Here is a 24,322-nt window from a genome sequence, read left to right as displayed (position 1 = left end):
AAGGCGATCTTGTTAAGATCCCTCACTTATAAAGATTGACTAAGATTCAACCATCAACGTATCCATTAAAAGAGCGCTATGGAAAAGACATACAACCCAACTTCAATCGAACAAGCTCTGTATCAGACTTGGGAAGAGAAAGGCTACTTTAAGCCACACGGTGACACTACTAAAGAATCATACAGCATCATGATCCCGCCACCGAACGTCACTGGTAGCCTACACATGGGCCACGCGTTCCAAGATACGATCATGGATACGCTTATCCGTTGTGAACGTATGAAGGGTAAAAACACCCTTTGGCAAGTAGGTACTGACCACGCTGGTATCGCAACTCAGATGGTTGTTGAGCGTAAGATCGCTGCAGAAGAAGGCAAAACAAAACACGATTACGGTCGTGAAGCTTTCATCGACAAAATCTGGGAATGGAAAGGCGAATCTGGTGGCACTATCACTAAACAGCTTCGTCGTCTTGGCGCATCAGTAGACTGGGACCGTGAGCGCTTTACGATGGACGATGGTCTATCTAACGCCGTTCAAGAAGTGTTCGTACGTCTATACGAAGACGATCTAATCTACCGCGGTAAGCGTCTAGTTAACTGGGATCCAAAGCTACACACAGCGATTTCAGATCTAGAAGTAGAGAACAAAGATACTAAAGGCAACATGTGGCACTTCCGCTACCCATTAGCAGATGGCGCTAAAACAGCGGACGGCAAAGACTACATCGTTGTTGCAACGACTCGTCCAGAGACCATGCTAGGCGATACGGGTGTTGCAGTTAACCCAGAAGATCCACGTTACAAAGATCTTATCGGTAAAGAAATCATCCTTCCTATCGTTGATCGTCGCATCCCAATCGTGGGCGATGAGCACGCAGATATGGAAAAAGGTACTGGCTGTGTGAAAATCACACCTGCGCACGACTTCAACGACTACGAAGTTGGTAAGCGCCACCAGCTACCAATGATCAACATTCTGACTTTCGACGCGAACATCCGCGACGCAGCAGAAGTATTCAACACTAACGGCGAAGCAAGCGACGCTTACAGCACTGAGCTACCAGCTAAATACCACGGTATGGAGCGTTTTGCCGCGCGTAAAGCTATCGTTGCTGAATTCGACGAGCTAGGTCTACTTGAAGAAGTGAAAGATCACGATCTACAAGTTCCTTACGGCGACCGTGGTGGCGTGGTTATCGAACCAATGCTAACTGACCAATGGTACGTACGTACTGCGCCTCTAGCGAAAACAGCAGTTGAAGCAGTAGAAAACGGCGACATCCAATTCGTTCCTAAGCAATACGAAAACATGTACTTCTCTTGGATGCGTGACGTTCAAGACTGGTGTATCTCTCGTCAGCTATGGTGGGGTCACCGCATCCCAGCTTGGTACGACAACCAAGGTAATGTTTACGTAGGTCGCACTGAAGAAGAAGTTCGCAAGAACAACAACCTAGAGTCAGTAATTGAGCTGCACCAAGACGAAGACGTACTGGATACATGGTTCTCTTCTGCGCTATGGACGTTCGGTACTCAAGGTTGGCCAGAGCAAACTGACGATCTGAAAGTATTCCACCCTTCAGACGTTCTAGTAACTGGTTTCGACATCATCTTCTTCTGGGTTGCGCGCATGATCATGATGACCATGCACTTCGTGAAAGACGAAAATGGCAAACCACAAGTACCATTTAAGACAGTTTACGTTACCGGCCTAATCCGTGACGAAAACGGCGACAAGATGTCGAAGTCGAAAGGTAACGTACTTGACCCAATCGACATGATCGATGGTATCGACCTAGAGTCTCTAGTAGAGAAGCGTTGTGGCAACATGATGCAGCCTCAGCTAGCGAAGAAGATCGAGAAGAACACGCGTAAGACGTTTGAAAACGGTATCGAAGCATACGGTACAGACGCACTGCGTTTCACCCTTGCAGCAATGGCATCAACAGGTCGCGATATCAACTGGGATATGAAGCGTCTTGAAGGTTACCGTAACTTCTGTAACAAACTATGGAACGCAAGCCGTTACGTAATGATGAACACAGAAGAGCAAGATTGTGGTTTTGGTGAAGGTGAGATCGAGTACTCACTAGCAGACAAGTGGATCGAGTCTCAGTTTGAACTCGCAGCGAAAGCGTTCAACAACCATATCGACAACTTCCGTCTAGATATGGCTGCAAACACACTTTACGAATTCATCTGGAACCAATTCTGTGACTGGTACCTAGAGCTAACTAAACCCGTTCTATGGAAAGGTACTGAAGCGCAACAGCGTGGTACTCGCCGTACACTAATCACGGTACTTGAGAAGACGCTACGTCTAGCTCACCCTGTGATTCCTTACATCACAGAAACTATCTGGCAAAGCATCAAGCCACTAGTTGACGGTGTTGAGGGCGAGACAATCATGCTACAAACTCTGCCTCAGTTTGACGAAGCGAACTTCCACCAAGAAGCGCTAGACGACATCGAATGGGTGAAAGCGTTCATCACTAGCATCCGCAACCTACGTGCTGAGTACGACATCAACCCTGGCAAGCCTCTAGACGTTATGCTGAAAGCAGCGAATGAGAAAGACGCCTCTCGTCTAGAAGCAAGCAAACAAGTATTGATGTCTCTAGCGAAGCTAGAAGCAGTACGCGTGCTTGAAGCTGGCGAAGAAACCCCAGCGTGTGCAACGGCACTGGTTGGCAAGTCTGAGCTGATGATCCCAATGGCGGGTTTGATCGACAAAGATGCAGAGCTTGCTCGTCTAGATGGCGAAATCAAGAAGACGCACGGCGAAATCAAGCGTATCGAAGGCAAACTGGGCAACGAAGGCTTTGTAGCGAAAGCACCTGAAGCGGTTGTTGCTAAAGAGCGTGAGAAGCTTGAAGGCTACAAAGAGACACTAGCTAAGCTAGAAGAGCAGAAGACAACGATCGCTGCACTTTAAGCCTCAGTGAAAGAGAAGAACTAACACTTCTCACTTTGAATCCAAAGGTTGGCCATCATGGTCAACCTTTTTTGTATATCTTTCACCAAAAACCATCATCAATAGCTTTCCCCTATCGCAACAATACTCATCATCCATTAGCATTAATGAGAATTATTATCAATAATAAACTCATCGAAACAAACACGATTGAGTAATTATCATGAAAAAGACACTAACTTTCGCAGCACTGCATTTTACTATCGCATTTAGTGTCGCTTACGTACTCACAGGCGACGTTTTAATTGGTAGTTTAATTGCCATGATTGAGCCTTCAGTGAACACCGTAGCCTTCTACTTTCATGAAAAGGCATGGGCAAAAGTCCCAGCACTTAAAGCTCGTCAGTGGATGACCAAATTAAAAACCGCAAGCTTTGCGACCGTACACTTCAGCGTCGCTTTTACCGTGGTTTACTTACTAACAGGTGATGCATTTGTCGGCGGCGTAATGGCGATGCTAGAGCCGAGTTTGAATACGGTGGCTTACTACTTCCACGAGAAAGTATGGATGCGTAAATCATCAGCAAAAACTCCAGCACCGCAGTTTTGTTTACATCACCACGCTTAAACATGGAGGCTCACTACATCTCCTAACGAGCCAAATGACATTTATCATTGACAAAGTTGCGCACCGCAATTAATTTAATTGCGGTGCGCAACTTTATTTTTAGAGGTAAGTGATAATGAACGCTCGTCAACTCCGACACTACTCCCGTCAAGCCGTCCGATTGCTTGGTATGCTCGATAAACAATGCGGCGATGTCGCTCTTACCCCGGTACAAGCGCACGCGTTAGGTGAAATCCAATTGCAGCCATTGACCATCAACCAACTGGCGCAGCAGCTTAGTGTCGACAAGTCCAATGCAAGCCGCACCATTACTGGTTTGATTAAATTAGGTTTGGTTGAGAGCATCGAAAACCCGAAAGATAAACGAAGCCAACTCGTAGCACTCACAATTCAAGGACAGCAGGCGTTAGCGCAACTAGACCAACAACAAAGCAGCTTTTTTGAGCAGTTACTTACACAACTTGATGACTGTGAGCAAGAACAACTCAAACTTGGTTTAGAGACTTACCTAAAAGGGCTAACAAAAGTGTGTCAGGCTGAGGAATACTTTCTTCGACCTCTTACTAAAGCAGACAACCCGCAAGTCGCAGATGTGATTCGTAAAGTCTCTGCTGAATACGGCTTAACCGCAGACAAAGGTTATGGTGTGGCCGATCCAACGCTTGATGATATGTATTCGGTTTACAATCAATGCGGCGCCGCCTATTGGGTCATTGAACATCGCGGAGAGATCGTTGGTGGCGGTGGCTTTGCCCCTTTAGCTGGTGAGCCAAATGTGTGTGAGCTGCAAAAGATGTACTTCTTACCTCAAACACGAGGACACGGTTTAGCCAAACGCATCGTCGCATTGAGCTTACAACTGGCGAAACAGCTTGGGTATCAGCAGTGCTATTTAGAAACGACCGAATGTCTAAGAGAGGCGGTAGGCTTGTATGAAAAGCTAGGCTTTGAGCATCTCGATGCCCCGCTTGGGCAAACAGGGCATGATGCATGTGAAGTCGTAATGCTTAAGGTACTGTAATAAAAATATTATCAGACGTTAAAGCACAACATGGGTAACGCAAAGCTCCCGGCTCAATGCAACAGTGAAGTTTTGGCGTTGTCCATCCAATTCAACAGACAACTGATAGAGATCATTTGGATCAGGGTCATTAAGATCAGCATACTTTGGCGCTTCAATCTGAAAGAGTGCGCTGGCGTGATCTGCACGAACGTCAATTGGGATATGGTAAGTCATGCCATTAAACTTTACCGCTGCTGACACTAGCCCCGGTGCAAATGTCTGGTAATACAAATCGACCTTAAATTCACACCCGCCACCATGGTGCCAAATCTGCTCGGTTGCCACGCGATCTAAACGCACGTTGCGAATAAACTGCAAGTACGGTTCTTGCCACACGCCCAGTCGCTCATCACTTTTCTTATATTGATGTTCAGAAAGCGGGCACAGTTCTGGCTTATCCTCATCGAATAAAAGATCTTCTTCTTCCTCTAGGAACAATATCTCAAAGCGATTACGCCCCATTTGCATGTATGGGCGAATGTCTTTCTTATACACACTTTGCGAGCCATCACAATCAAACACAGCCACGCCGTTCAAACGTACCTCCGCATGGTAATCAACACCACCCATTACCATTTCCACTGCAGGAAATGCCATCATCGCCTCGTCCACTTCAATGTCATGCATCAGGTGCCACTCTTGCTGACGAATTGCTTCTTCCGTCAATTCATCAGGCAGGACCAGACTTAAAGGGGCGGGAAAAGTGATGTCATCCTGTGGAATCGAGAGGTCCGTCAGTGGAGAGACTTGCCATAAACCGGCGAGTGAGAGTTGCATATACACCTTGCGCTAGATCAATTTTCACGCATTATAGGGAGAAATCCCCTATAAACTCAATGTGAATTATTTATTACCTCCACATACATCTGTTGTTGGATGCCATTTTCAAGGTATAAAAAAACCAGCGTTAAACGCTGGTTTTTCTAAAAGAGGTGAGCTTTGATTACTCGTCGTCTTCATCTTCTTCAGGGTAAAGCGCATCTTCGCCTTCGTAGTACGTACCCCAACCGTCATAGATGATGTCGTATTTTTCTGCCAAGTGAATCAGTTTTTCAACTTGCGCATCAATGGCTTCTGCGTCTAATGCTGATTCCATGGTTGCGTCACAGCAAAGCAACTTGTTGCCATCTTCATCTTCAGTTTCTTCCGCTTCAAGCACTTCAAAGCCCATCTTGAATGCTTCAACTACCGCTTTTTCTAGCGTGTCAAAATCTTCTGCAAACAGGTGGTGCTCGATTTCGTATAGCGAATCTGGATCGCTGCCATCTTCTAGCAATGCTGCAATGATATCGCGAGTCTCTTCCTTTTGAATCTCAATTAATTCTTCTACTGATAGATATTCATCTTCGTGAGACATGTTTTGGCTCCAGATTAGTTACTTGATAGAAACACTATACCCGATACTGAGTATGCTGATCCGGTGAAATATGGCATGGATTGCGATGAAAAGCCACAAACAAACATCATACCACCGCGATTCTTATCGGTTATTTGAATATAAATATTAAACCGACCATGCAAAGAAACAAAAAATTAACAAAAAATGGCATTTTTTAATATTCAGAACATCCTAACTGACACTTAATGCGGTTATTTTCTCTTTCTGTGCGTGTTTATGGCGCTTTCTTGAATACACTCACGTGTAAAACGAAGAAGCATAACGAATAAATTTACTTCAATAATGCATAATTGAGAATAAAAATGTACGTTTTATGCACTATGCATGTATTCTTTCTCAATGGGAAAATTAGAATAAAAACGCACGCTCTCCACGTTTCACAAAATAGAATTAAAACCCAAACCAAAACTTCATTAGCAAAACAGGCAAAACTAAAATCTAAAAAACAATAAAAATTCAGAATATAGGCAAAGCGTAGTGATTTGCATCTTTCTAGGAAGCTTGTCATAACTAACGGCTGGAAAATTTGTAAGGATACAAAATGAGCAAGCTGTACGTTGGATCAGAAGTTGGTCAACTTCGACGAGTTCTATTAAATCGCCCAGAGCGCGCCCTAACCCACTTAACTCCATCAAACTGTCATGAATTACTGTTTGATGATGTTCTTGCTGTAGAAGCGGCAGGTGAAGAGCACGATGCGTTCGCACGCACGCTACGCGATCAAGATGTAGAAGTGCTTCTCCTCCACGATTTACTGGTCGAAACCCTCGCCGTTCCAGAAGCAAAACAGTGGCTGCTAGATACTCAGATTTCTGACTTTCGTTACGGGCCAACCTTTGCGCGAGACCTACGCCAATATTTTTCAGAAATGGATGATGAACACCTTGCCAGCATCTTTTTAGGTGGCTTAGCTTACTCAGAGCTACCGATCACCTCATCTTCTATGCTGCCAAAAATGAAGCGTCCGCTGGATTTTGTTATTGAGCCGCTACCTAACCACCTATTTACGCGTGATACCTCATGCTGGGTTTATGGTGGTGTATCGCTCAACCCAATGATGATGCCAGCACGCCAACGTGAAACAAACCACTTACGTGCGATTTATCGTTGGCACCCAATTTTTGCTGGCCAAGACTTTATCAAATACTTCGGTGATGATGATCTGCATTATGATAATGCGAATGTCGAAGGCGGTGATGTGTTGGTTATTGGTAAAGGTGCAGTTCTGATCGGTATGTCTGAGCGCACGACCGCGCAAGGTGTAGAAAACCTTGCAGCGAGCCTGTTTAAGGCAGGACAAGCAACCGAAGTGATTGCGATTGATCTGCCTAAACACCGTTCATGCATGCATTTAGACACCGTAATGACCCATATGGATGTGGACACGTTCTCTGTTTACCCAGAGATCATGCGCAAAGATCTCGACACATGGCGCTTAACACCAAAAGGCAACGGTGAAATGCATGTTGAAGCCTCACATAACTATCTGCACGCGATTGAGTCCGCTCTTGGCTTAGATCAGCTGAAAATCATCACCACTGGTGGCGACAGCTATGAAGCGGAACGCGAACAATGGAATGACGCCAATAACGTTCTAACTGTAAAACCGGGCGTAGTAATTGGTTACGAACGCAACGTATACACCAACGAAAAATACGATAAAGCTGGCATCAAAGTACTGACAGTACCTGGTAACGAGCTTGGTCGTGGTCGCGGTGGCGCTCGCTGTATGAGCTGTCCAATAGAACGAGACGATATATAACTTACTCGTCCCTTTACATTAGGTGAATCAAAACTAAGGTTGATGTGAATACATCAACCTTTTTTAGCTTTAATTAAAAATAATTATTCACAATAAAAGCATTTATATGTTTTAATGAATTCTATTAATCTAATCACATGTACTAAGGGACGAGCTATGGCTTTCAATTTACGTAACCGCAACTTTTTGAAGCTATTGGACTTCTCAACCAAAGAAATCCAGTTTTTGCTCGAACTGTCTGCAGAGCTGAAAAAAGCTAAATATGCAGGAACAGAGCAGAAGACACTTCAAGGTAAAAACATCGCACTAATCTTTGAGAAATCTTCGACTCGTACCCGATGTGCGTTTGAAGTCGCTGCCTTTGACCAAGGTGCTCAAGTCTCTTACATCGGCCCTTCTGGCTCGCAGATCGGTCATAAGGAATCGATGAAAGACACCGCTCGTGTTCTTGGTCGTATGTACGACGGGATTGAATACCGAGGCTTTGGCCAATCCATTGTTGAAGAGCTTGGTACTTATGCTGGTGTTCCAGTGTGGAATGGTTTAACGGATGAGTTCCACCCAACCCAGATCCTTGCTGACTTCCTGACCATGCAAGAGCACGGCCGTGGTAAACAGCTACATGAAATAACCTTCGCTTACCTAGGTGATGCACGCAACAACATGGGTAACTCACTTATGGTGGGCGCAGCGAAAATGGGCATGGATATTCGCCTTGTCGCGCCAAAAGCGTTCTGGCCTGAAGAAGAGCTCGTGGCAACTTGTCAAACTATCGCGCAACAAACCGGAGCAAAAATCACGTTAACAGAAAGCGTTGAGGAAGGTGTGAAAGGTTGTGACTTCCTATACACCGACGTTTGGGTGTCTATGGGTGAGTCTGCCGAGGCATGGGATGAACGTGTAGCATTAATGACACCTTATCAAATCAATATGGACGTGATTAAGCAAACGGGTAATCCACATGTGAAATTCATGCACTGCCTTCCAGCTTTCCACAATGATGAAACCACCGTCGGCAAAGAAGTCGCTGAAAAATACGGCATGAAAGGCCTTGAAGTAACAGAAGAGGTATTTGAATCAGAATACTCCATCGTATTCGACGAAGCTGAAAACCGTATGCACACCATCAAAGCCGTGATGGTTGCGACGCTAGGAAGCTAACCAGCGCGCAAAAACAGCCGCTAAAAACCATGATGTAATCGCTTGCGCTCACGAAAGTTAAGCGTATAATGCTCGGCAATTTGTCTGAGGATTAAGAAATGACCACGCTGATTGCTGACGTAAAAACGCGATTTGCTCTCGCTAAGCGACTACGCTTACGTGGTGTTATTTTCGTTAATTCTATTGAATTTTAAAACCTCCCCATTGGGGAGGTTTTTTTATGTCCAAAATTCCTTTCGGTTATTTGGATGTAGTCATCAATGTTATAGGGAAGAAGATCATGGCGAACTCGCTTTACCAGAAGCACATCATCTCTATTCCAGAGCTTTCACGCGAAGAACTGGAACTTATCGTAGAAACAGCAGGTAGCCTTAAAAAAGCACCTCGACCAGAACTGATTAAAAACAAAGTCGTTGCAAGTTGTTTCTTTGAACCATCAACACGTACACGTTTATCGTTTGAAACAGCGATTCAGCGCATTGGTGGTGACGTGATTGGCTTTGATAATGATGGTAATACCTCTCTGGCGAAAAAAGGCGAAACACTCGCAGATTCAGTACAAGTCATCTCTTCTTACGTCGATGCCTTTGTGATGCGTCATCCACAAGAAGGCGCCGCTCGCTTGGCATCTGAATTTTCAAATGGCGTGCCAGTGATCAACGCGGGCGACGGTGCAAACCAACACCCAACTCAAACGCTACTCGACCTATACACCATCGCGGAAACACAAGGGCGTCTAGACAACCTGAACGTCGCATTCGTAGGTGACCTAAAATATGGCCGCACAGTGCACTCACTGACTCAAGCCTTAGCAAAGTTTAACAACATCCGCTTCTTCTTTGTTGCACCAGATGCGCTGGCAATGCCAGATTACATCTGCGAAGAACTAGACGAAGCTGGCATTCAATATAGCCTACACACAGACATGGAAAGTGTGATTCCTGAACTGGATATTCTGTACATGACTCGCGTACAGAAAGAACGCTTTGACGAATCGGAGTACGCGCACATTAAATCGGCGTATATTTTGACAGCTGCATTACTCGAAGGGGCGCGCGAAAATCTAAAAGTACTCCACCCACTACCACGTGTGGATGAAATCACAACCGATGTTGATAAAACGCCTCACGCTTACTTCTTCCAGCAAGCTCAAAATGGCGTATACGCTCGCCAAGCACTGCTGGCGCTTGTTCTAAACGAAACACTGTAATCGAGGGGAAAAATCATGGCTAAAGAAACTCAATTGCAGGTAGAAGCAATCAAAAATGGTACGGTCATCGACCACATCCCTGCGCAAATCGGCATCAAAGTATTAAGACTGTTCGATATGCACAATTCATCACAGCGCGTTACGATTGGTCTGAACTTGCCATCATCGGCACTCGGTCATAAAGATCTACTGAAAATAGAAAATGTGTTTATTAATGAAGAGCAAGCGAGCAAGTTGGCGCTGTATGCTCCTCACGCGACCGTGAACCAAATCGAAAACTATGAAGTGGTGAAAAAGCTCGCGTTAGAGCTTCCAGAGCGCATCAATGATGTCTTCGAATGCCCAAATTCAAACTGTATTTCTCACAATGAGCCAGTAGAAAGCAGCTTTAGCGTATTCGAAAAGAAACAAGAAATCCGTCTAAAGTGTAAGTACTGCGAGAAAGTGTTCTCACGTGAGATCGTAACCGAACGATAAACACACCGTACGACTAGGCGTGATACGTTTAAAATACCCCGCAATGCCGGGGTATTTTACTCTTTACCTACCACGGGTTTAGAGGCAAACTGAGAATCTTTATTCCCTACAACTGATGGAAAAATCAAATGACGAAAGTACTTCACACTGAATCTGCACCAGCAGCAATCGGTCCTTACGTTCAAGGCGTAGATCTAGGTAACATGGTTCTTACTTCAGGCCAAATCCCAGTAAACCCAGCGACAGGTGAAGTGTCTGCTGATATCGCAGAACAAGCTCGTCAGTCTCTAGAAAACGTAAAGGCTGTGGTTGAATCTTCAGGCCTTAAAGTGTCAGATATCGTGAAGCTAACGGTTTTTGTTAAAGACCTAAACGACTTTGGCACGGTGAACGAAGTTTACGGCAAGTTCTTTGATGAGCACGGCGTAGCAAACTACCCTGCACGTTCTTGTGTAGAAGTCGCTCGCCTACCGAAAGATGTTGGTATCGAGATTGAAGCAATTGCAGTTCGCAAATAATTGCACTTGCTGACAAACATAAAAAACGGGTAGCTCAGGCTACCCGTTTTTTATTGTCTTTTCGTGATGATATCGCAGTAAAACTTAAGCAGCATTACGCTGTTTGACTTCTTCATCTAACGATTCAAGCTTCTCTTTCATCTGTTCACGACAGATATTCGCTAGCTCGCGAATGCCCTCTTTACCATAGCCTTCTGTACTGATTGGAGGTAGCATTTCAACAATCACATGACCATTGTTCCAACGGTTCAGCTTAATTTTATTCGTCGAGCTACATACGATAGGAATGATTGGCACACCTGCACCAATTGCCGCATGAAAAGCACCTGTTTTGAATGGCAGCAAACCACGCCCACGAGAACGCGTGCCTTCTGGGAACATCCACACCGAAACATCACTTTCTTTCATGCTGCTCACGACCTGATCGATAGTACCTTTTGCTTTAGAGCGATTCGCTCGGTCAATCAGAATGTTACCCGTAAGCCAGTAAAGCTGACCAAACAGTGGCATCCAAGCCAAGCTCTTTTTACCTACTGTCACAACTTTCGGAGTCACAGCAGCAGAAACAGTAAACATGTCCCAGTTGTTCTGGTGGTTAGCAATGTAAACATGTTGTCCGCGTGAATACGCATCTTCAGGGATACGCAGCTCTAACTTAATCCCAAATACACGAGACATCTTGGCAAACAAGCGGCCAAAAGTGAAAACGTGCTTAGGGTTTCGGGGGCTTAATAGGCAGTAACCACAACCACCAATAAACATAACAATCGCAAAGATAGCGACAGCAAATACACGTAACAGTGCAATCATTCTTGTTCTCCAGGAACCGGCTTTTGCCAGATACAGCTATTAATTTCTCTCTTTCCATAAAGGATAACTATGGTCATGAGAGTGATATAAAAAAGCCGAAACTCAGGTTTCGGCTCTCTTGATATCCAAGTTACCTGCGGTGCAGTTTAACTTGCCTCGCTCACTCGCTCAATATTTGCGCCAAGTGCAGCCAGTTTATTTTCGATTTTGTCGTAACCGCGGTCGATATGGTAAATACGATCAACGATGGTTTCGCCTTTAGCAATACAGCCCGCAATTACCAAACTAGCCGAAGCTCGTAGGTCGGTTGCCATCACTTGCGCACCGCTGAGTGACTCAACATCACCACAGATAACAGTATTGCCTTCAATCTCGGCTTTCGCGCCCATACGCATCAATTCTGGTACGTGCATAAAGCGGTTTTCAAAGATAGTCTCAGTGATCACGCCGCCGCCTTTCGCCATCATGTTTAGTAGCGTAAATTGCGCTTGCATATCGGTCGGGAAGCCTGGATGCGGCGCTGTACGTACACTCACTGCTTTCAGCTCGCGATCGGTCATATCTACTGAAATCCAATCTTCACCCGTTTCGACAAGCGCGCCAGCTTCTTCTAGCTTGGCTAGAACCGCTTCAAGCAAATGAGCGTTAGTGTTACGACATACTACTTTACCGCCAGATACCGCAGCAGCGACAAGGAATGTTCCCGTCTCGATACGGTCGGCAACCACGTTGTGTTTACAACCACCTAGGCGCTCAACACCTTCAATTGTGATCGTATCTGTACCTGCACCAGAAATTTTTGCACCAAGCTTATTTAGGAAATCCGCTGTGTCTACAATTTCAGGTTCACGCGCCGCGTTGTCTAACGTTGTAGTGCCTTCAGCAAGTGCTGCAGCACACATGATGGTGATCGTCGCGCCTACGCTGACTTTATCCATCACGATGTGCGCACCTTTTAGACGACCATCAACCTCAGCTTTAACGTAACCATCTTCAAGCGTAATCGTTGCGCCCAGCTGCTCTAGGCCAGAAATATGCAGATCAACAGGACGAGCACCGATAGCACAACCGCCAGGTAGAGAAACCTGACCTTGACCAAATCGCGCTACGAGCGGGCCCAAAGCCCAAATAGAAGCACGCATGGTTTTCACCAAATCATACGGTGCGCAGTATTCAGTAATGCTACTAGGATCGACGTGAACAGAACCATTACGGCTTACTTTCGCGCCTAAACGCTTAAGCAGTTCCATGGTTGTATCGATATCACGAAGGTGTGGCACGTTTGCCACTTCTACAGGCTCTTCCGCCAAGATAGACGCAAATAAAATCGGCAGTGCTGCGTTTTTTGCACCGGAAATGGTCACTTCACCAACGAGTGGTTTATCTGACCCAATAACTCGAAACTTTTCCATCAATAAACCTTAAAGCGACATCAGTTTCTTATCACGAGCCCACTCTTCTGGTGTGAACGCTTTAATTGATAATGCGTGAATGTCGTTACGCTGGATGTATTCCATCAGAGGACCATAAATTAACTGCTGCTTCTTAACGCGGCTCATTCCATCGAAACAAGCATCAACAGCAACCACCTCATAGTGGCTACCTTCACCTTTTACATGCACTTCTTGAAGGTTTAGTGCTTCTTCTAATAACTGTTGTACTTTTGCGCTATCCACAATTTACCCCTGATAATTCTGTATGTGTTTGGCCACTAAAGATTCAACATTGCTCAGTTGAAACAAAGTGCGCAGTTGCGCCGGCACGAAACTGAGCATTATATGACAGTTTTGCTTTTTTGCATGCTCTAATAAGTGGATTAACATCACCATTCCTGCAGAGTCGACGCGCTCTATCTCTTTTAACGAGCATTCCAGCTCAGCTTGAGCTGGTTGCCATTGCTGAGCATACGCCCACAATGAGGGCACCGTATCTCTATCAAGTGCCCCTGTTAGCTTAAGAATGTTTTGATCTAATTGCCACTGAGCGGGAGTCTGGGCCATTATTTCTTCGCCTCAAAGCGAACCGGTTCCGCAGCTAATTTTTCTAGATCTTTCGCGACAGATAGAATGCCTTCTTGACGAATTTTGCTATTCCATTCTGACTGTTTGCTAGAGAGTAAACTAATGCCTTCCGCAATCATATCGAACGCTTCCCACTCGCCAGATTTGTTGTCTTTACGCAATTTGAACTCTAGCTTGATGTTTGGACGCGGCGTATCGATGATATTAACTTTAATGCTGGTAATACGCTTAGAGTCATCAATGCTAGGCTCAGGACCAAATTCAATTTGTTGGTCACTGTATTGCGTTAGCACTTGGGCATATGAAGCAATTAAGTACGCGCGAAATGCATCGATAAACTCAAGTACGTCTTCACGTTTCGCTCCTTTTAGGTTTGGACCTAGGAGCTTTAACCCAGCATAGCGGTAGTTGACGTAAGGCATTAGCTCTTCTTCGACAATCACTTTGAGTAAATCTGGGTCTTGTTTGATTTTCGGCTGCTCGGCTTTTAACCTTTCGAACGTGACTTCAGCCACTTGTTTCATCATCTTATAAGGTTCAGTTTTATCCACTTCTGCTGCACTTGTACCAAACGCGCTAAACACAGCACAAACTGAAAGTAATAATCTCGCTAACATAGTTATTCCTTACTTGAATCGTCTGAACCACCTACGCTGTAAAGCACTTGACCAATTAAGTCTTCAAGCACGAGCGCTGATTTGGTGTCTTCGATGGTATCGCCATCGACCAGCATGACTTCATCGTCAAAAACAAAGCCTGGTACTAAACCAATGTATTGCTCACCAATCAAGCCAGACGTCAAAATTTGTACGCTCGACGTTTCTGGGAATTGATTGTATTTGCTATTGATCGATAGAGTTACAACAGGTAATAAGTTATCTGGGTTAAGCGAAATATTGCTTACCCGGCCAATCACAACCCCACCCACTTTTACTGGCGAGCGAACTTTTAAACTACCAATATTATCGAACTCAGCTTTGAGGGTGTAAGTATCACCAGAGCCAATGCTTTTTACGTCAGCAACTTGAAAAATCATCACAAGAATCGCGCAAATTCCCGCTAATACAAAGCTGCCAACCCATAATTCAGTTTTACGTGTTTGTTGCATGATTAATTCCCAAACATCAATGCGGTCAGTACAAAGTCTAGTCCTAGTACTGCTAAAGAAGAATGCACAACAGTGCGCGTAGTTGCTCGGCTGATCCCTTCCGAAGTTGGAATAGCATCATAACCATTAAATAGAGCGACCCAAGTAACCGTAATTGCAAACGCAAAGCACTTGATCATACTGTTACCAATATCCTGTCCTAGTTCAACTGAGGACTGCATCGCTGACCAAAAACTGCCATGGTCAACACCTTTCCAGTCAACACCAACAAGCTGGGCGCCCCAAATACCCACCGCCATGAAAATCATAGCCAGTAATGGCATTGAAATAGCGCCAGCCCAAAAACGTGGCGCAATCACTCTTTTCAAAGGATCTACCGCCATCATTTCAAGGCTAGAGAGTTGCTCCGTCGCTTTCATCAAACCTATCTCTGCAGTTAACGCAGAGCCTGCACGACCAGCAAACAGAAGTGCAGTGACAACGGGCCCTAATTCACGTAGCAATGAGAGCGCCACCATTTGCCCCAAACTGCCCTCTGCGCCGTAATCCACCAGCACAACATAGCCTTGTAGGCTCAAGACCATACCAATGAACAACCCAGATACGACGATTATCGCCAGAGACTGGACGCCTACGGAATAAAGTTGTTTAACGAGCAGAGGAAAGCTTTTAAGCGGTTGTGGCTTAGTAAACAGTGCCCCAATCAGCATGAAAGTCGCACGACCAAATGCTCCGCAGATGGAGAGCGTTCGTCTACCTAGTGAGGCGACAAAATGCATAAAGTTATCGACCATCAAATAAGTCCTTTTCGATACTTTGAGAAGGGAAGCGAAACGGTACAGGGCCATCTGCATCACCTTGTAAGAACTGCTGAACGCGAGGGTCAGGATTCTGATTAAGCTCTTCTGGTGTGCCAAAAGCGATAATTTTGCCATCGGCCATCAGATAAACCCAATCGGCAATACTCATCACTTCAGGCACGTCGTGAGAAACGACTATAGAAGTTAAACCTAACGCTTGATTTAGATTACTAATGAGCTCAACCAAGACACCCATGGTGATTGGGTCTTGTCCGACAAATGGTTCATCATACATGATTAAATCAGGATCCAGGGCGATCGCACGCGCCAACGCAGCGCGTCTAGCCATGCCACCCGATAGCTCGCTCGGCATCAATTGTGCTGCGCCGCGTAGACCGACGGCTTCAAGCTTAAGCAACACCATGGTACGAATCAGCTCTTCAGATAAATTCGTATGCTCTCGCAATGGGAAGGCGACGTTATCAAAGACATTCAAATCAGTGAATAAAGCTCCTGATTGAAACAACATGCTCATTTTCTTTCGAGCATGGTAGAGTTTTTTACGCGAGAGAGAGGGAATATTGTCGCCATCAAACCAGATCTCTCCTTGCTCGGGATACAACTGACCACCAATTAAACGCAGCAGTGTAGTTTTACCTATTCCCGATGGTCCCATAATGGCCGTCACTTTGCCCTCAGGAACATGCAGATCAATACCATCAAAGATCTTGCGCTCTCCCCGTGAAAAAGTGAGGTTGTTCACGGTGACTAAATCGTTGTTCGACATATCATCTCTTCTACTGTCGGAGCGTTGCAACTCACGGCATCATCAACCAGACACACAACGGAGTTGAATTTCACGTTTAATAAAGTAACGTCGGTACATTTATTAGGCTGCAATCATAAGCACATTGGCTTTGAATTTAAAGCACTGTTCAATTAAATAAAGTCGAGTATATACCTGCAATTTTTTGTGGATTACGATCAAATCAGCGCAAAGTGTTTAAATCCTAGACAAGAATTGCTGATTTAAATGAACGACATTTGCATACATTTTCGTTACTAACCTTTAATTTATTCGTCGTTTATCTTCCATTTTAGGCCGCAAAAGGTCAAAATTAGCGGTTATTCATTTTACTTATTTAATACTTAGGAATTCTCATGCTCGAAGCCGTAGCGTTGCTTATAGTCGGTCTTGTTTTGCTCGTATGGAGTGCAGATAAACTTGTTTTTGGTTCTGCAGCGATAGCCCGCAACGTCGGTATTTCACCTCTTGTCATCGGCATGACAATCCTTGCGATGGGCTCTTCTGCGCCAGAGATGATGGTTTCTGCAACCGCAGCCTGGGACGGAAAAACCGATACTGCAGTGGGTAACGTTTTAGGCTCAAACATCGCGAACATCGCGTTAATCCTAGGTATTACAGCACTCATCAAGCCTCTGTCGATTAGCTCCGCGGTCATCCGCCGGGAACTGCCATTAATGATTGCTGTAACAGTACTCGCCGGTATTCTGCTTTGGAATAGCCATCTCGGTTTTTATGAAGGTGTCTTATTGTTTGTACTCTTTGGGGCATTTTTATTTGCTATGTTGCAGATCAGCCGCAAAGAACAAAAATCAGGTGATGTTTTTCTTGATGACCAAGAGTCAGAGATCCCAGAAGGCGTCAGCAACCCTAAAGCGATCATGTGGGTGGTTATTGGCCTGATACTGCTTCCTTTGGCAGCAAGCATGCTAGTGGATAACGCGGTGATTATTGCAAAGTATTTTGGCATGAGCGATCTTGTCATCGGTCTGACTATCATTGCCATCGGTACTAGTCTACCTGAGCTCGCAGCATCGCTTGCTGGTGTTTTAAAAGGTGAAGACGACATGGCCGTCGGTAACATTATTGGCTCGAATGTGTTTAATATTCTGGCCGTAATGGGCATTCCTGGCATCATTAATCCATCGGTGCTGAGTGAGTACGCGATGGGGCGTGACTTCTGGGTCATGTTAGGCGTTTCACTGTTACTTGTCGCGATGTGTTTGGGTAAATCACGCAGTATTAACCGTATTGAAGGTGCAATCTTGTTTGCATGCTTTCTAGGTTATCAAGTGTACTTATTCGCAAACATGGCCGCTTAATTACCACGATAAATAAGTAGAGAACTGATATGTCCAATCAATTTGATTTTCGCGCTGCTGCTAAACAAGTTCTTGATATCGAAGTTGCTGCTCTGCAAGAGCTGGATACCTACTTTGATGATCAATTTGAGAAAGCGTGCGAACTGATCCTTTCCAACAGCGGCAAAGTAGTCGTTATGGGTATTGGCAAGTCAGGCCACATTGGTAACAAGATTGCTGCGACTCTGGCAAGCACGGGGACTTCTGCGTTTTTCGTTCACCCTGGCGAAGCAGCGCATGGCGACTTGGGCATGATCAGCCCTGGAGATATTGTGCTCGCAATTTCTAACTCTGGTGAGTCAAACGAAATTCTGTCTCTATTTCCGGTATTAAAACGCCTGAACATCAAGATAATTAGTATGACAGGCAAGCCAGAATCCAATATGGCAAAACTGTCTGACTTGCACCTACAAATTACGGTACCTCAAGAAGCTTGCCCACTAGGGTTGGCACCGACCAGCAGTACCACGGCCACATTAGTAATGGGAGACGCATTAGCCGTAGCCCTACTCCAAGCGCGTGGTTTTTCTGCCGAAGATTTTGCTCTATCTCATCCAGGTGGCGCGTTAGGGAGAAAACTGCTGCTTAAGTTGTCTGATATTATGCACTTTGGAGAAGCGTTACCTAAAGTTTCTCCAAACGCATTGATTCGCGATGCCCTGCTTGAAATTTCAGAAAAAGGGCTAGGCATGACCGCTATCGTCGATGAACACGATGCTATGCTTGGTATATTCACCGATGGTGATTTACGTCGCACCTTAGACAAACGCATTGATATTCATACGACCGCGATTGGCGAAGTCATGACGACAAATCCAACCACAGCGCACCCTGATATGCTAGCGGTTGAAGGTTTGAACTTGATGCAGAATAAAAATATTAACGCTCTGATTTTATGTAAAGACGAAAAAATTGTGGGTGCACTGAACATGCACGATTTACTAAAAGCTGGCGTGATGTAATATCAGCACAAACATTTAAATCATTTATTACACAAATAAAGGCAATGGTCAGGGAAGTACTGAGCTAAACGATAGGCCTTCATTATATGAGTTTTACTCGCCTTATTTATTTGCTCTTGATCTTCGTTGTCGCATGGTGCGGTTATTACCTACTGACCCCAAAAGGCAACGACGCAATTCAAGTAGCACCAGATTCTGAACTGCCCATGTTCAGTGGTACTGGACTGGAAAACATCACCTATGGTGAAGATGGTGTCCGCAGTTACATCATCCGCTCCACGAACTTAGACCATTATGCTAAGAGTGGAGATACCATTTTTAATAACCCGACTTTGATGGTTTACCGTGAAGGTAGCGTCATTGAATGGAAGGTGACGGCCACAAGAGCCGTGTTAGATGAAGACCAAGTCTTAACGTTATATGACAAGGTCTTAATGCAAAATCTTCTGCCTGGTGCGAGTTTTGATACCATGGCAACAGACAAGTTAGTCATTAATCTAACCAATCGTGATTTTAAAGCTGATCAACAGGTCATGTTGGTTGGGCCACAATTTGAAACTACTGGAGGCGCAATGCAAGGCAACTTAAAGCAGCATACCGCAACTCTGACAGACGAAGTTCAAGGTCGATATGAAACCGTTACACCTTAGCCTACTGGCACTGGTATTGGCGGCGCCTCAAGCGCTGGCACTTAAGTCGGATACTCAACAACCGGTTTACATTAACTCTGACACCCAACAGGTGGATATGAAGAGTAACCAGGTTATCTTTAAAGGCGATGTATCTCTTAAGCAAGGTAGCATCAATATCGATGCTGATAGAATCGTGGTAACGCGCGATCCTAAAACCGAAGCCATCAAACAGATTCAAGCATTTGGTAAACCTGCGAAGTTTTCTCAGCTGATGGACGATGGTAAGACACTGAGTGGTCAAGCTGTGGAGCTGGATTACCGTATTTCTACAGACGAATTGACCATGAAAGGTCAAGCGCAACTGGCACAAGACAACAACACCATTAAAGGTTCTTCGATTCGTTACCAAATTGGTAAACAAAAGCTAGTCGCTGATAGCTCTAAGGAAGAGCGCGTTACGACCATTTTGCAACCCAATCAGATAGAGAACTAATATGGCAGTACTGAGTGCGAAAAACTTGGCGAAAAGCTACAAAAAGCGCAAAGTCGTAACCGATGTTAGCTTGGAAGTTGAATCTGGTCAGATTGTTGGGCTGCTAGGCCCAAACGGCGCAGGTAAAACCACCTCGTTTTATATGATTGTCGGCTTGGTGCCACGAGATGAAGGCACCATCACCATTGATGATAAAGACATCAGTATTCTGCCGATGCACAGTCGTTCGCGTCTCGGGATTGGCTACCTTCCGCAAGAAGCGTCGATTTTCCGTAAGCTGTCGGTAGAAGATAACATCATGGCTGTACTCGAAACTCGTCAAGAAATGACACGTGAAGAGCGCCAAGATAAGCTGGAAGATTTGTTGGAAGAATTCCACATTCAGCACATCAGAACCAGTGCGGGTATGGCACTATCAGGGGGTGAGCGACGCAGAGTGGAAATCGCTCGCGCTTTAGCAGCCAACCCTCAATTCATTTTGTTGGATGAACCTTTCGCAGGTGTTGACCCAATCTCGGTTAATGACATCAAGAAAATCATCGAGCATCTACGCGATCGCGGCCTCGGAGTGTTAATCACTGACCATAACGTGCGTGAAACACTGGACGTATGCGAAAAAGCCTATATCGTAAGCCAAGGGCACCTAATTGCATCGGGAACTCCGGCAGAAGTTCTCAATAATGAACAGGTGAAACAAGTTTATCTCGGCGAACAATTCCGTCTATGATTATATTAGGAACGGTAAGATTCTGAGCATTACAAGGTAAGTAACACTGAATGAAACCTTCATTACAACTCAAGCTAGGTCAACAGTTAGCCATGACGCCACAGTTGCAACAAGCGATTCGCTTACTGCAACTGTCGACACTCGATCTTCAACAGGAAATCCAAGAAGCCTTGGATTCAAACCCATTATTGGAAGTTGAAGAAGGCCAAGATGAGCCTCTAGCAAACGGTGAAGATAAATCAGCGGTCGAGGCTGCTGATAGCAACAGTGCTAACGAACCAGCAGACATTGACGTTCCAGACAGTTCAGACGTGATTGAGAAGTCAGAGATCAGCTCTGAACTTGAAATCGATACCACTTGGGATGACGTCTACAGCGCGAATACCGGTAGCACTGGCTTAGCTCTTGACGATGATATGCCCGTCTACCAAGGCGAAACCACGGAATCATTGCATGACTACCTAATGTGGCAGCTTGACCTGACACCATTCAGTGAAACTGATCGTACGATTGCATTAGCGATTATTGACGCTGTTGACGACTACGGTTACCTAACCCTATCTCCTGAAGAAATTCATGAGAGCTTCGATAACGAAGAGATTGAGTTAGACGAAGTAGAAGCCGTTCGTAAACGTATTCAGCAGTTCGATCCGCTCGGTGTGGCATCACGCAACTTACAAGAGTGCCTACTGCTACAGCTAGCGACTTTCCCAGAAGACACACCGTGGCTTGCTGAAGCCAAAATGATTCTTGCGGATCATATTGATCACCTAGGGAACCGTGATTACAAGCTAGTCATCAAAGAGACTAAGCTGAAAGAAGCCGATCTCCGTGAAGTCCTCAAACTTATCCAGCAGTTAGATCCTCGTCCCGGTAGCCGTATCACACCGGATGATACCGAGTACGTAATTCCAGATGTGTCCGTTTTTAAAGACAACGGCAAATGGACCGTTTCTATCAACCCAGATAGCGTTCCAAAATTAAAAGTTAATCAACAATATGCTCAATTAGGCAAAGGCAATAGCGCGGATAGCCAGTACATCCGCAGCAATTTGCAAGAGGCAAAATGGTTAATTAAGAGCTTAGAGAGTAGAAACGAGACGCTACTCAAAGTTGCAAGATGTATTGTTGAACATCAACAAGATTTCTTCGAGTATGGTGAGGAAGCCATGAAGCCAATGGTACTAAATGATGTAGCCTTGGCAGTGGACATGCATGAATCCACGATTTCTCGTGTAACAACACAAAAATTTATGCATACACCACGTGGCATTTTTGAATTGAAGTACTTCTTCTCTAGCCATGTTAGTACTGACAACGGCGGAGAATGTTCGTCAACAGCAATTCGCGCACTCATTAAAAAGCTGGTCGCAGCAGAGAATACTGCTAAACCACTGAGTGATAGCAAGATTGCTGCTCTTCTGGCTGACCAAGGGATTCAGGTCGCGAGACGTACGATAGCCAAATATCGAGAATCCTTGGGAATTGCCCCTTCAAGTCAGCGTAAACGCCTACTATAAGGCACTAACTGAAAAGGAAAGTCTATGCAAATCAATATTCAAGGCCATCACGTTGATCTTACCGATTCAATGCAAGACTATGTAAATTCTAAGTTTCAGAAGCTCGAAAGGTTCTTCGACCATATCAATCAAGTACATGTTGTACTAAAAGTTGAAAAAATCACTCAAATCGCGGAAGCTACGCTTCATATAAATCAAGGCGAAATCCACGCATCAGCTGATGACGAAAATATGTATGCCGCGATCGATTCGCTGGTAGATAAATTGGTTCGCCAACTCAATAAGCACAAAGAAAAACTAAACAGTCATTAATCATGCAACTGAGCGAAATACTGTCATTGGACTGCACCAAGAGTGCGGTCCACTGCACGAGTAAAAAACGCGCCCTTGAAATGATCAGCCGCATCGTGGCTGATCACACGGGCCAAGATTCTACCGAACTGTTCGAGTGCATGCTCAACAGAGAGAAAATGGGCAGTACTGGTATCGGAAACGGTATTGCGATCCCACACGCTAGAATGCAATCGAGCGACAAGGCTATTGCTGTCTTGCTGCAATGTGATGAAGCCATTGAATTCGATGCGATTGATAATCGACCTGTCGACCTTCTTTTTGCGCTCCTTGTACCAGAAGAACAGTGCAAAGAGCACCTCAAGACTCTATCCTCTATGGCAGAACGTCTGAGCGATAAGCAAGTATTGAAACTACTGCGCAATGCTCAGAGTGATGAAGAACTTTACGACATCATGATTCACCAATAAGCAGGACGGACATCATGCGACTAATCGTGGTTAGCGGGCACTCAGGTGCCGGTAAGAGTATTGCGCTGCGCGTACTGGAAGACTTAGGTTACTACTGTGTTGATAACCTCCCAGTGAATTTGCTGGACGCATTTGTTCACTCTGTTGCTGACAGCAAGCAGAATGTTGCGGTAAGCATTGATATTCGCAATATCCCTAAAAAGCTAAAAGAACTGACTGGTACACTGGAGCAGTTGAAAACAGAGCTTGATGTGACCGTGCTTTTCTTGGACGCCAATAAGGAAACGCTACTCAAACGCTACAGCGAAACACGCCGAATCCACCCTTTATCTTTAGGTGGCACCTCTCTCTCCCTTGACCAAGCCATCGAGCGTGAGAAAGAAATTTTAACACCACTTAAAGCGCATGCCGATCTTGTACTGAACAGCAGCGGACAATCTTTGCATGAGTTGAGTGAAACCGTGCGTATGCGTGTTGAAGGCAGAGATCGCAAAGGGCTTGTTATGGTATTTGAGTCTTTTGGCTTCAAATATGGCCTGCCTTCCGATGCCGATTACGTATTCGACGTTCGCTTCTTGCCCAACCCACATTGGGAACCAGCGTTGCGCCCACTTACGGGTTTGGATGCCCCTATCGCCGCATTTTTGGAGCAGCACCAATCGGTGTTAAGTTTGAAATACCAAATTGAAAACTTTATAGAGAATTGGTTACCTCTGCTCGAGAAAAACAACCGCAGCTACTTGACCGTTGCAATAGGTTGTACCGGTGGTAAACACCGTTCGGTGTACTTAACTCAGCAAATCGGTGAGTACTTCGCCAATAAAGGACACCAAGTGCAAATTCGCCATACCTCACTAGAGAAAAACACTAAGGAGTAGCTGTGGAGTTAAGTCGTAAAGTATTGATTCAAAATCGCCTTGGCTTACATGCTCGCGCAGCCGTCAAACTGGTCGAACTGGCCCAGAGCTTTGAAGCGGTCATCACTATCGACAATGAAGAAGACAAAACCGCCACAGCAGACAGCGTAATGGGTTTATTAATGCTTGAGTCTGCTCAAGGACAGTACGTCACAATCCACGCTGCGGGTGAGCAAGCAGAAGAAGCACTGGATGCCGTTTGCCACTTAATCGAAGATAAATTTGATGAAGGCGAGTAATTTACTCGCTTTTTTATTACCTCTCACTCTCC

Annotated in this window: 28 protein-coding genes; 18 read left to right on the top strand and 10 right to left on the bottom strand. The window is 45.2% G+C overall.

Going from position 1 to position 24,322, the window contains the following annotated elements; all coding sequences use genetic code 11:
- Positions 1 to 78 precede the first annotated feature (78 nt).
- The 3 genes from ACWYVB_RS19470 to ACWYVB_RS19460 all read left to right on the top strand — a co-directional run bounded on the left by ACWYVB_RS19470 (position 79) and on the right by ACWYVB_RS19460 (position 4,565).
- Complete coding sequence (locus tag ACWYVB_RS19470; protein WP_109170275.1) at positions 79 to 2,937, top strand: valine--tRNA ligase; 2,859 nt, start codon at positions 79 to 81, stop codon at positions 2,935 to 2,937.
- A 202-nt stretch (positions 2,938 to 3,139) separates the two neighbouring features.
- A complete protein-coding gene (locus ACWYVB_RS19465) occupies positions 3,140 to 3,544 on the top strand; it encodes a DUF2061 domain-containing protein (RefSeq protein WP_203346900.1) in 405 nt (134 codons plus the stop codon).
- Positions 3,545 to 3,659: 115 nt separating this feature from the next.
- On the top strand, positions 3,660 to 4,565 hold the full coding sequence (locus ACWYVB_RS19460) for a bifunctional helix-turn-helix transcriptional regulator/GNAT family N-acetyltransferase (RefSeq protein ID WP_395222537.1): 906 nt from the start codon (positions 3,660 to 3,662) through the stop codon (positions 4,563 to 4,565).
- A gap of 18 nt (positions 4,566 to 4,583) precedes the next feature.
- Here ACWYVB_RS19460 and ACWYVB_RS19455 read toward each other — a convergent pair whose 3' ends face one another.
- Together ACWYVB_RS19455 and rraB are read right to left on the bottom strand one after the other, a co-directional pair.
- Positions 4,584 to 5,384, bottom strand: a complete 801-nt coding sequence (locus ACWYVB_RS19455; RefSeq protein WP_395222536.1) for a glycosyl hydrolase 2 galactose-binding domain-containing protein — start codon at positions 5,382 to 5,384, stop codon at positions 4,584 to 4,586.
- Between the two features lie 166 nt (positions 5,385 to 5,550).
- Positions 5,551 to 5,964, bottom strand: coding sequence for a ribonuclease E inhibitor RraB (rraB, locus tag ACWYVB_RS19450; RefSeq protein ID WP_005381081.1), 414 nt, complete (start codon positions 5,962 to 5,964; stop codon positions 5,551 to 5,553).
- Positions 5,965 to 6,547: 583 nt separating this feature from the next.
- Here rraB and arcA point away from each other — a divergent pair.
- The 5 genes from arcA (at position 6,548) to ACWYVB_RS19425 (ending at position 11,134) form a co-directional block, all read left to right on the top strand.
- The gene (gene arcA, locus ACWYVB_RS19445) at positions 6,548 to 7,768 is read left to right on the top strand and encodes an arginine deiminase (protein WP_006742359.1); all 1,221 of its coding nucleotides are present in this window, start codon (positions 6,548 to 6,550) and stop codon (positions 7,766 to 7,768) included.
- A 156-nt stretch (positions 7,769 to 7,924) separates the two neighbouring features.
- Positions 7,925 to 8,929 (top strand): ornithine carbamoyltransferase, encoded by a 1,005-nt coding sequence (locus ACWYVB_RS19440; RefSeq protein ID WP_230238644.1) that lies wholly within the window; start codon positions 7,925 to 7,927, stop codon positions 8,927 to 8,929.
- Positions 8,930 to 9,209: 280 nt separating this feature from the next.
- Positions 9,210 to 10,139 carry an aspartate carbamoyltransferase gene (pyrB, locus tag ACWYVB_RS19435; protein ID WP_005381085.1) on the top strand — a complete coding sequence of 310 codons (930 nt, stop codon included), beginning with the start codon at positions 9,210 to 9,212 and terminating at the stop codon, positions 10,137 to 10,139.
- A 15-nt stretch (positions 10,140 to 10,154) separates the two neighbouring features.
- Positions 10,155 to 10,616, top strand: a complete 462-nt coding sequence (gene pyrI / locus ACWYVB_RS19430; protein WP_005381086.1) for an aspartate carbamoyltransferase regulatory subunit — start codon at positions 10,155 to 10,157, stop codon at positions 10,614 to 10,616.
- Positions 10,617 to 10,744: 128 nt separating this feature from the next.
- Entirely contained in the window at positions 10,745 to 11,134 is a 390-nt protein-coding gene (locus ACWYVB_RS19425) for a RidA family protein (RefSeq protein ID WP_005381087.1), read from the top strand.
- Positions 11,135 to 11,218: 84 nt separating this feature from the next.
- On the opposite strand, the gene ACWYVB_RS19420 is transcribed toward ACWYVB_RS19425, so the two are convergent.
- The 8 genes from ACWYVB_RS19420 to mlaF all read right to left on the bottom strand — a co-directional run bounded on the left by ACWYVB_RS19420 (position 11,219) and on the right by mlaF (position 16,660).
- Positions 11,219 to 11,944, bottom strand: a complete 726-nt coding sequence (locus tag ACWYVB_RS19420; RefSeq protein ID WP_005381088.1) for a 1-acylglycerol-3-phosphate O-acyltransferase — start codon at positions 11,942 to 11,944, stop codon at positions 11,219 to 11,221.
- Positions 11,945 to 12,090: 146 nt separating this feature from the next.
- Positions 12,091 to 13,356 carry a UDP-N-acetylglucosamine 1-carboxyvinyltransferase gene (gene murA, locus ACWYVB_RS19415; RefSeq protein ID WP_046873610.1) on the bottom strand — a complete coding sequence of 422 codons (1,266 nt, stop codon included), beginning with the start codon at positions 13,354 to 13,356 and terminating at the stop codon, positions 12,091 to 12,093.
- Between the two features lie 9 nt (positions 13,357 to 13,365).
- Positions 13,366 to 13,620, bottom strand: a complete 255-nt coding sequence (gene ibaG, locus ACWYVB_RS19410; RefSeq protein ID WP_005396230.1) for a BolA family iron metabolism protein IbaG — start codon at positions 13,618 to 13,620, stop codon at positions 13,366 to 13,368.
- Between the two features lie 3 nt (positions 13,621 to 13,623).
- Entirely contained in the window at positions 13,624 to 13,944 is a 321-nt protein-coding gene (locus ACWYVB_RS19405; RefSeq protein WP_005396231.1) for an STAS domain-containing protein, read from the bottom strand.
- Positions 13,944 to 14,582, bottom strand: coding sequence for a phospholipid-binding protein MlaC (mlaC, locus tag ACWYVB_RS19400; RefSeq protein ID WP_457529828.1), 639 nt, complete (start codon positions 14,580 to 14,582; stop codon positions 13,944 to 13,946). The genes ACWYVB_RS19405 and mlaC overlap by 1 nt, the downstream gene beginning before the upstream one ends.
- Before the next feature lie 2 nt (positions 14,583 to 14,584).
- On the bottom strand, positions 14,585 to 15,073 hold the full coding sequence (mlaD, locus tag ACWYVB_RS19395) for an outer membrane lipid asymmetry maintenance protein MlaD (protein WP_012841383.1): 489 nt from the start codon (positions 15,071 to 15,073) through the stop codon (positions 14,585 to 14,587).
- A 2-nt stretch (positions 15,074 to 15,075) separates the two neighbouring features.
- Positions 15,076 to 15,867: a lipid asymmetry maintenance ABC transporter permease subunit MlaE gene (mlaE, locus tag ACWYVB_RS19390; RefSeq protein ID WP_005396234.1), complete on the bottom strand. Its 792-nt coding sequence runs from the start codon at positions 15,865 to 15,867 to the stop codon at positions 15,076 to 15,078.
- Positions 15,857 to 16,660: a phospholipid ABC transporter ATP-binding protein MlaF gene (gene mlaF / locus ACWYVB_RS19385; protein WP_005396235.1), complete on the bottom strand. Its 804-nt coding sequence runs from the start codon at positions 16,658 to 16,660 to the stop codon at positions 15,857 to 15,859. The genes mlaE and mlaF overlap by 11 nt, the downstream gene beginning before the upstream one ends.
- 374 nt (positions 16,661 to 17,034) lie before the next feature.
- Between mlaF and ACWYVB_RS19380 the strand changes: the two genes are divergently transcribed.
- The 10 genes from ACWYVB_RS19380 (at position 17,035) to ACWYVB_RS19335 (ending at position 24,290) form a co-directional block, all read left to right on the top strand.
- Positions 17,035 to 18,000, top strand: a complete 966-nt coding sequence (locus ACWYVB_RS19380) for a calcium/sodium antiporter (protein WP_005396236.1) — start codon at positions 17,035 to 17,037, stop codon at positions 17,998 to 18,000.
- Between the two features lie 29 nt (positions 18,001 to 18,029).
- Positions 18,030 to 19,001 carry an arabinose-5-phosphate isomerase KdsD gene (gene kdsD / locus ACWYVB_RS19375; protein WP_005396237.1) on the top strand — a complete coding sequence of 324 codons (972 nt, stop codon included), beginning with the start codon at positions 18,030 to 18,032 and terminating at the stop codon, positions 18,999 to 19,001.
- Positions 19,002 to 19,087: 86 nt separating this feature from the next.
- Complete coding sequence (gene lptC, locus ACWYVB_RS19370) at positions 19,088 to 19,651, top strand: LPS export ABC transporter periplasmic protein LptC (RefSeq protein WP_005396238.1); 564 nt, start codon at positions 19,088 to 19,090, stop codon at positions 19,649 to 19,651.
- Positions 19,632 to 20,126, top strand: a complete 495-nt coding sequence (gene lptA / locus ACWYVB_RS19365; RefSeq protein ID WP_005396239.1) for a lipopolysaccharide transport periplasmic protein LptA — start codon at positions 19,632 to 19,634, stop codon at positions 20,124 to 20,126. Before lptC ends, lptA begins: the two co-directional genes overlap by 20 nt.
- 1 nt (position 20,127) lies before the next feature.
- Positions 20,128 to 20,853: an LPS export ABC transporter ATP-binding protein gene (gene lptB, locus ACWYVB_RS19360; protein WP_005396240.1), complete on the top strand. Its 726-nt coding sequence runs from the start codon at positions 20,128 to 20,130 to the stop codon at positions 20,851 to 20,853.
- 50 nt (positions 20,854 to 20,903) lie between these two features.
- On the top strand, positions 20,904 to 22,373 hold the full coding sequence (locus tag ACWYVB_RS19355) for an RNA polymerase factor sigma-54 (protein ID WP_005396241.1): 1,470 nt from the start codon (positions 20,904 to 20,906) through the stop codon (positions 22,371 to 22,373).
- Positions 22,374 to 22,397: 24 nt separating this feature from the next.
- The gene (hpf, locus tag ACWYVB_RS19350) at positions 22,398 to 22,685 is read left to right on the top strand and encodes a ribosome hibernation promoting factor (protein ID WP_005381114.1); all 288 of its coding nucleotides are present in this window, start codon (positions 22,398 to 22,400) and stop codon (positions 22,683 to 22,685) included.
- Positions 22,686 to 22,687: 2 nt separating this feature from the next.
- Positions 22,688 to 23,134 (top strand): PTS IIA-like nitrogen regulatory protein PtsN, encoded by a 447-nt coding sequence (gene ptsN / locus ACWYVB_RS19345; RefSeq protein ID WP_237312666.1) that lies wholly within the window; start codon positions 22,688 to 22,690, stop codon positions 23,132 to 23,134.
- A 14-nt stretch (positions 23,135 to 23,148) separates the two neighbouring features.
- On the top strand, positions 23,149 to 24,012 hold the full coding sequence (rapZ, locus tag ACWYVB_RS19340; protein WP_006742353.1) for an RNase adapter RapZ: 864 nt from the start codon (positions 23,149 to 23,151) through the stop codon (positions 24,010 to 24,012).
- A 2-nt stretch (positions 24,013 to 24,014) separates the two neighbouring features.
- Positions 24,015 to 24,290 carry an HPr family phosphocarrier protein gene (locus ACWYVB_RS19335; RefSeq protein ID WP_005396244.1) on the top strand — a complete coding sequence of 92 codons (276 nt, stop codon included), beginning with the start codon at positions 24,015 to 24,017 and terminating at the stop codon, positions 24,288 to 24,290.
- The last annotated feature ends 32 nt before the right edge of the window (positions 24,291 to 24,322 follow it).

This window comes from Vibrio sp. JZG10 (genome assembly GCF_054064075.1).
Note: the sequence above shows the minus strand (reverse complement) of the source record. Positions and strands in the feature narration are given on the sequence as shown.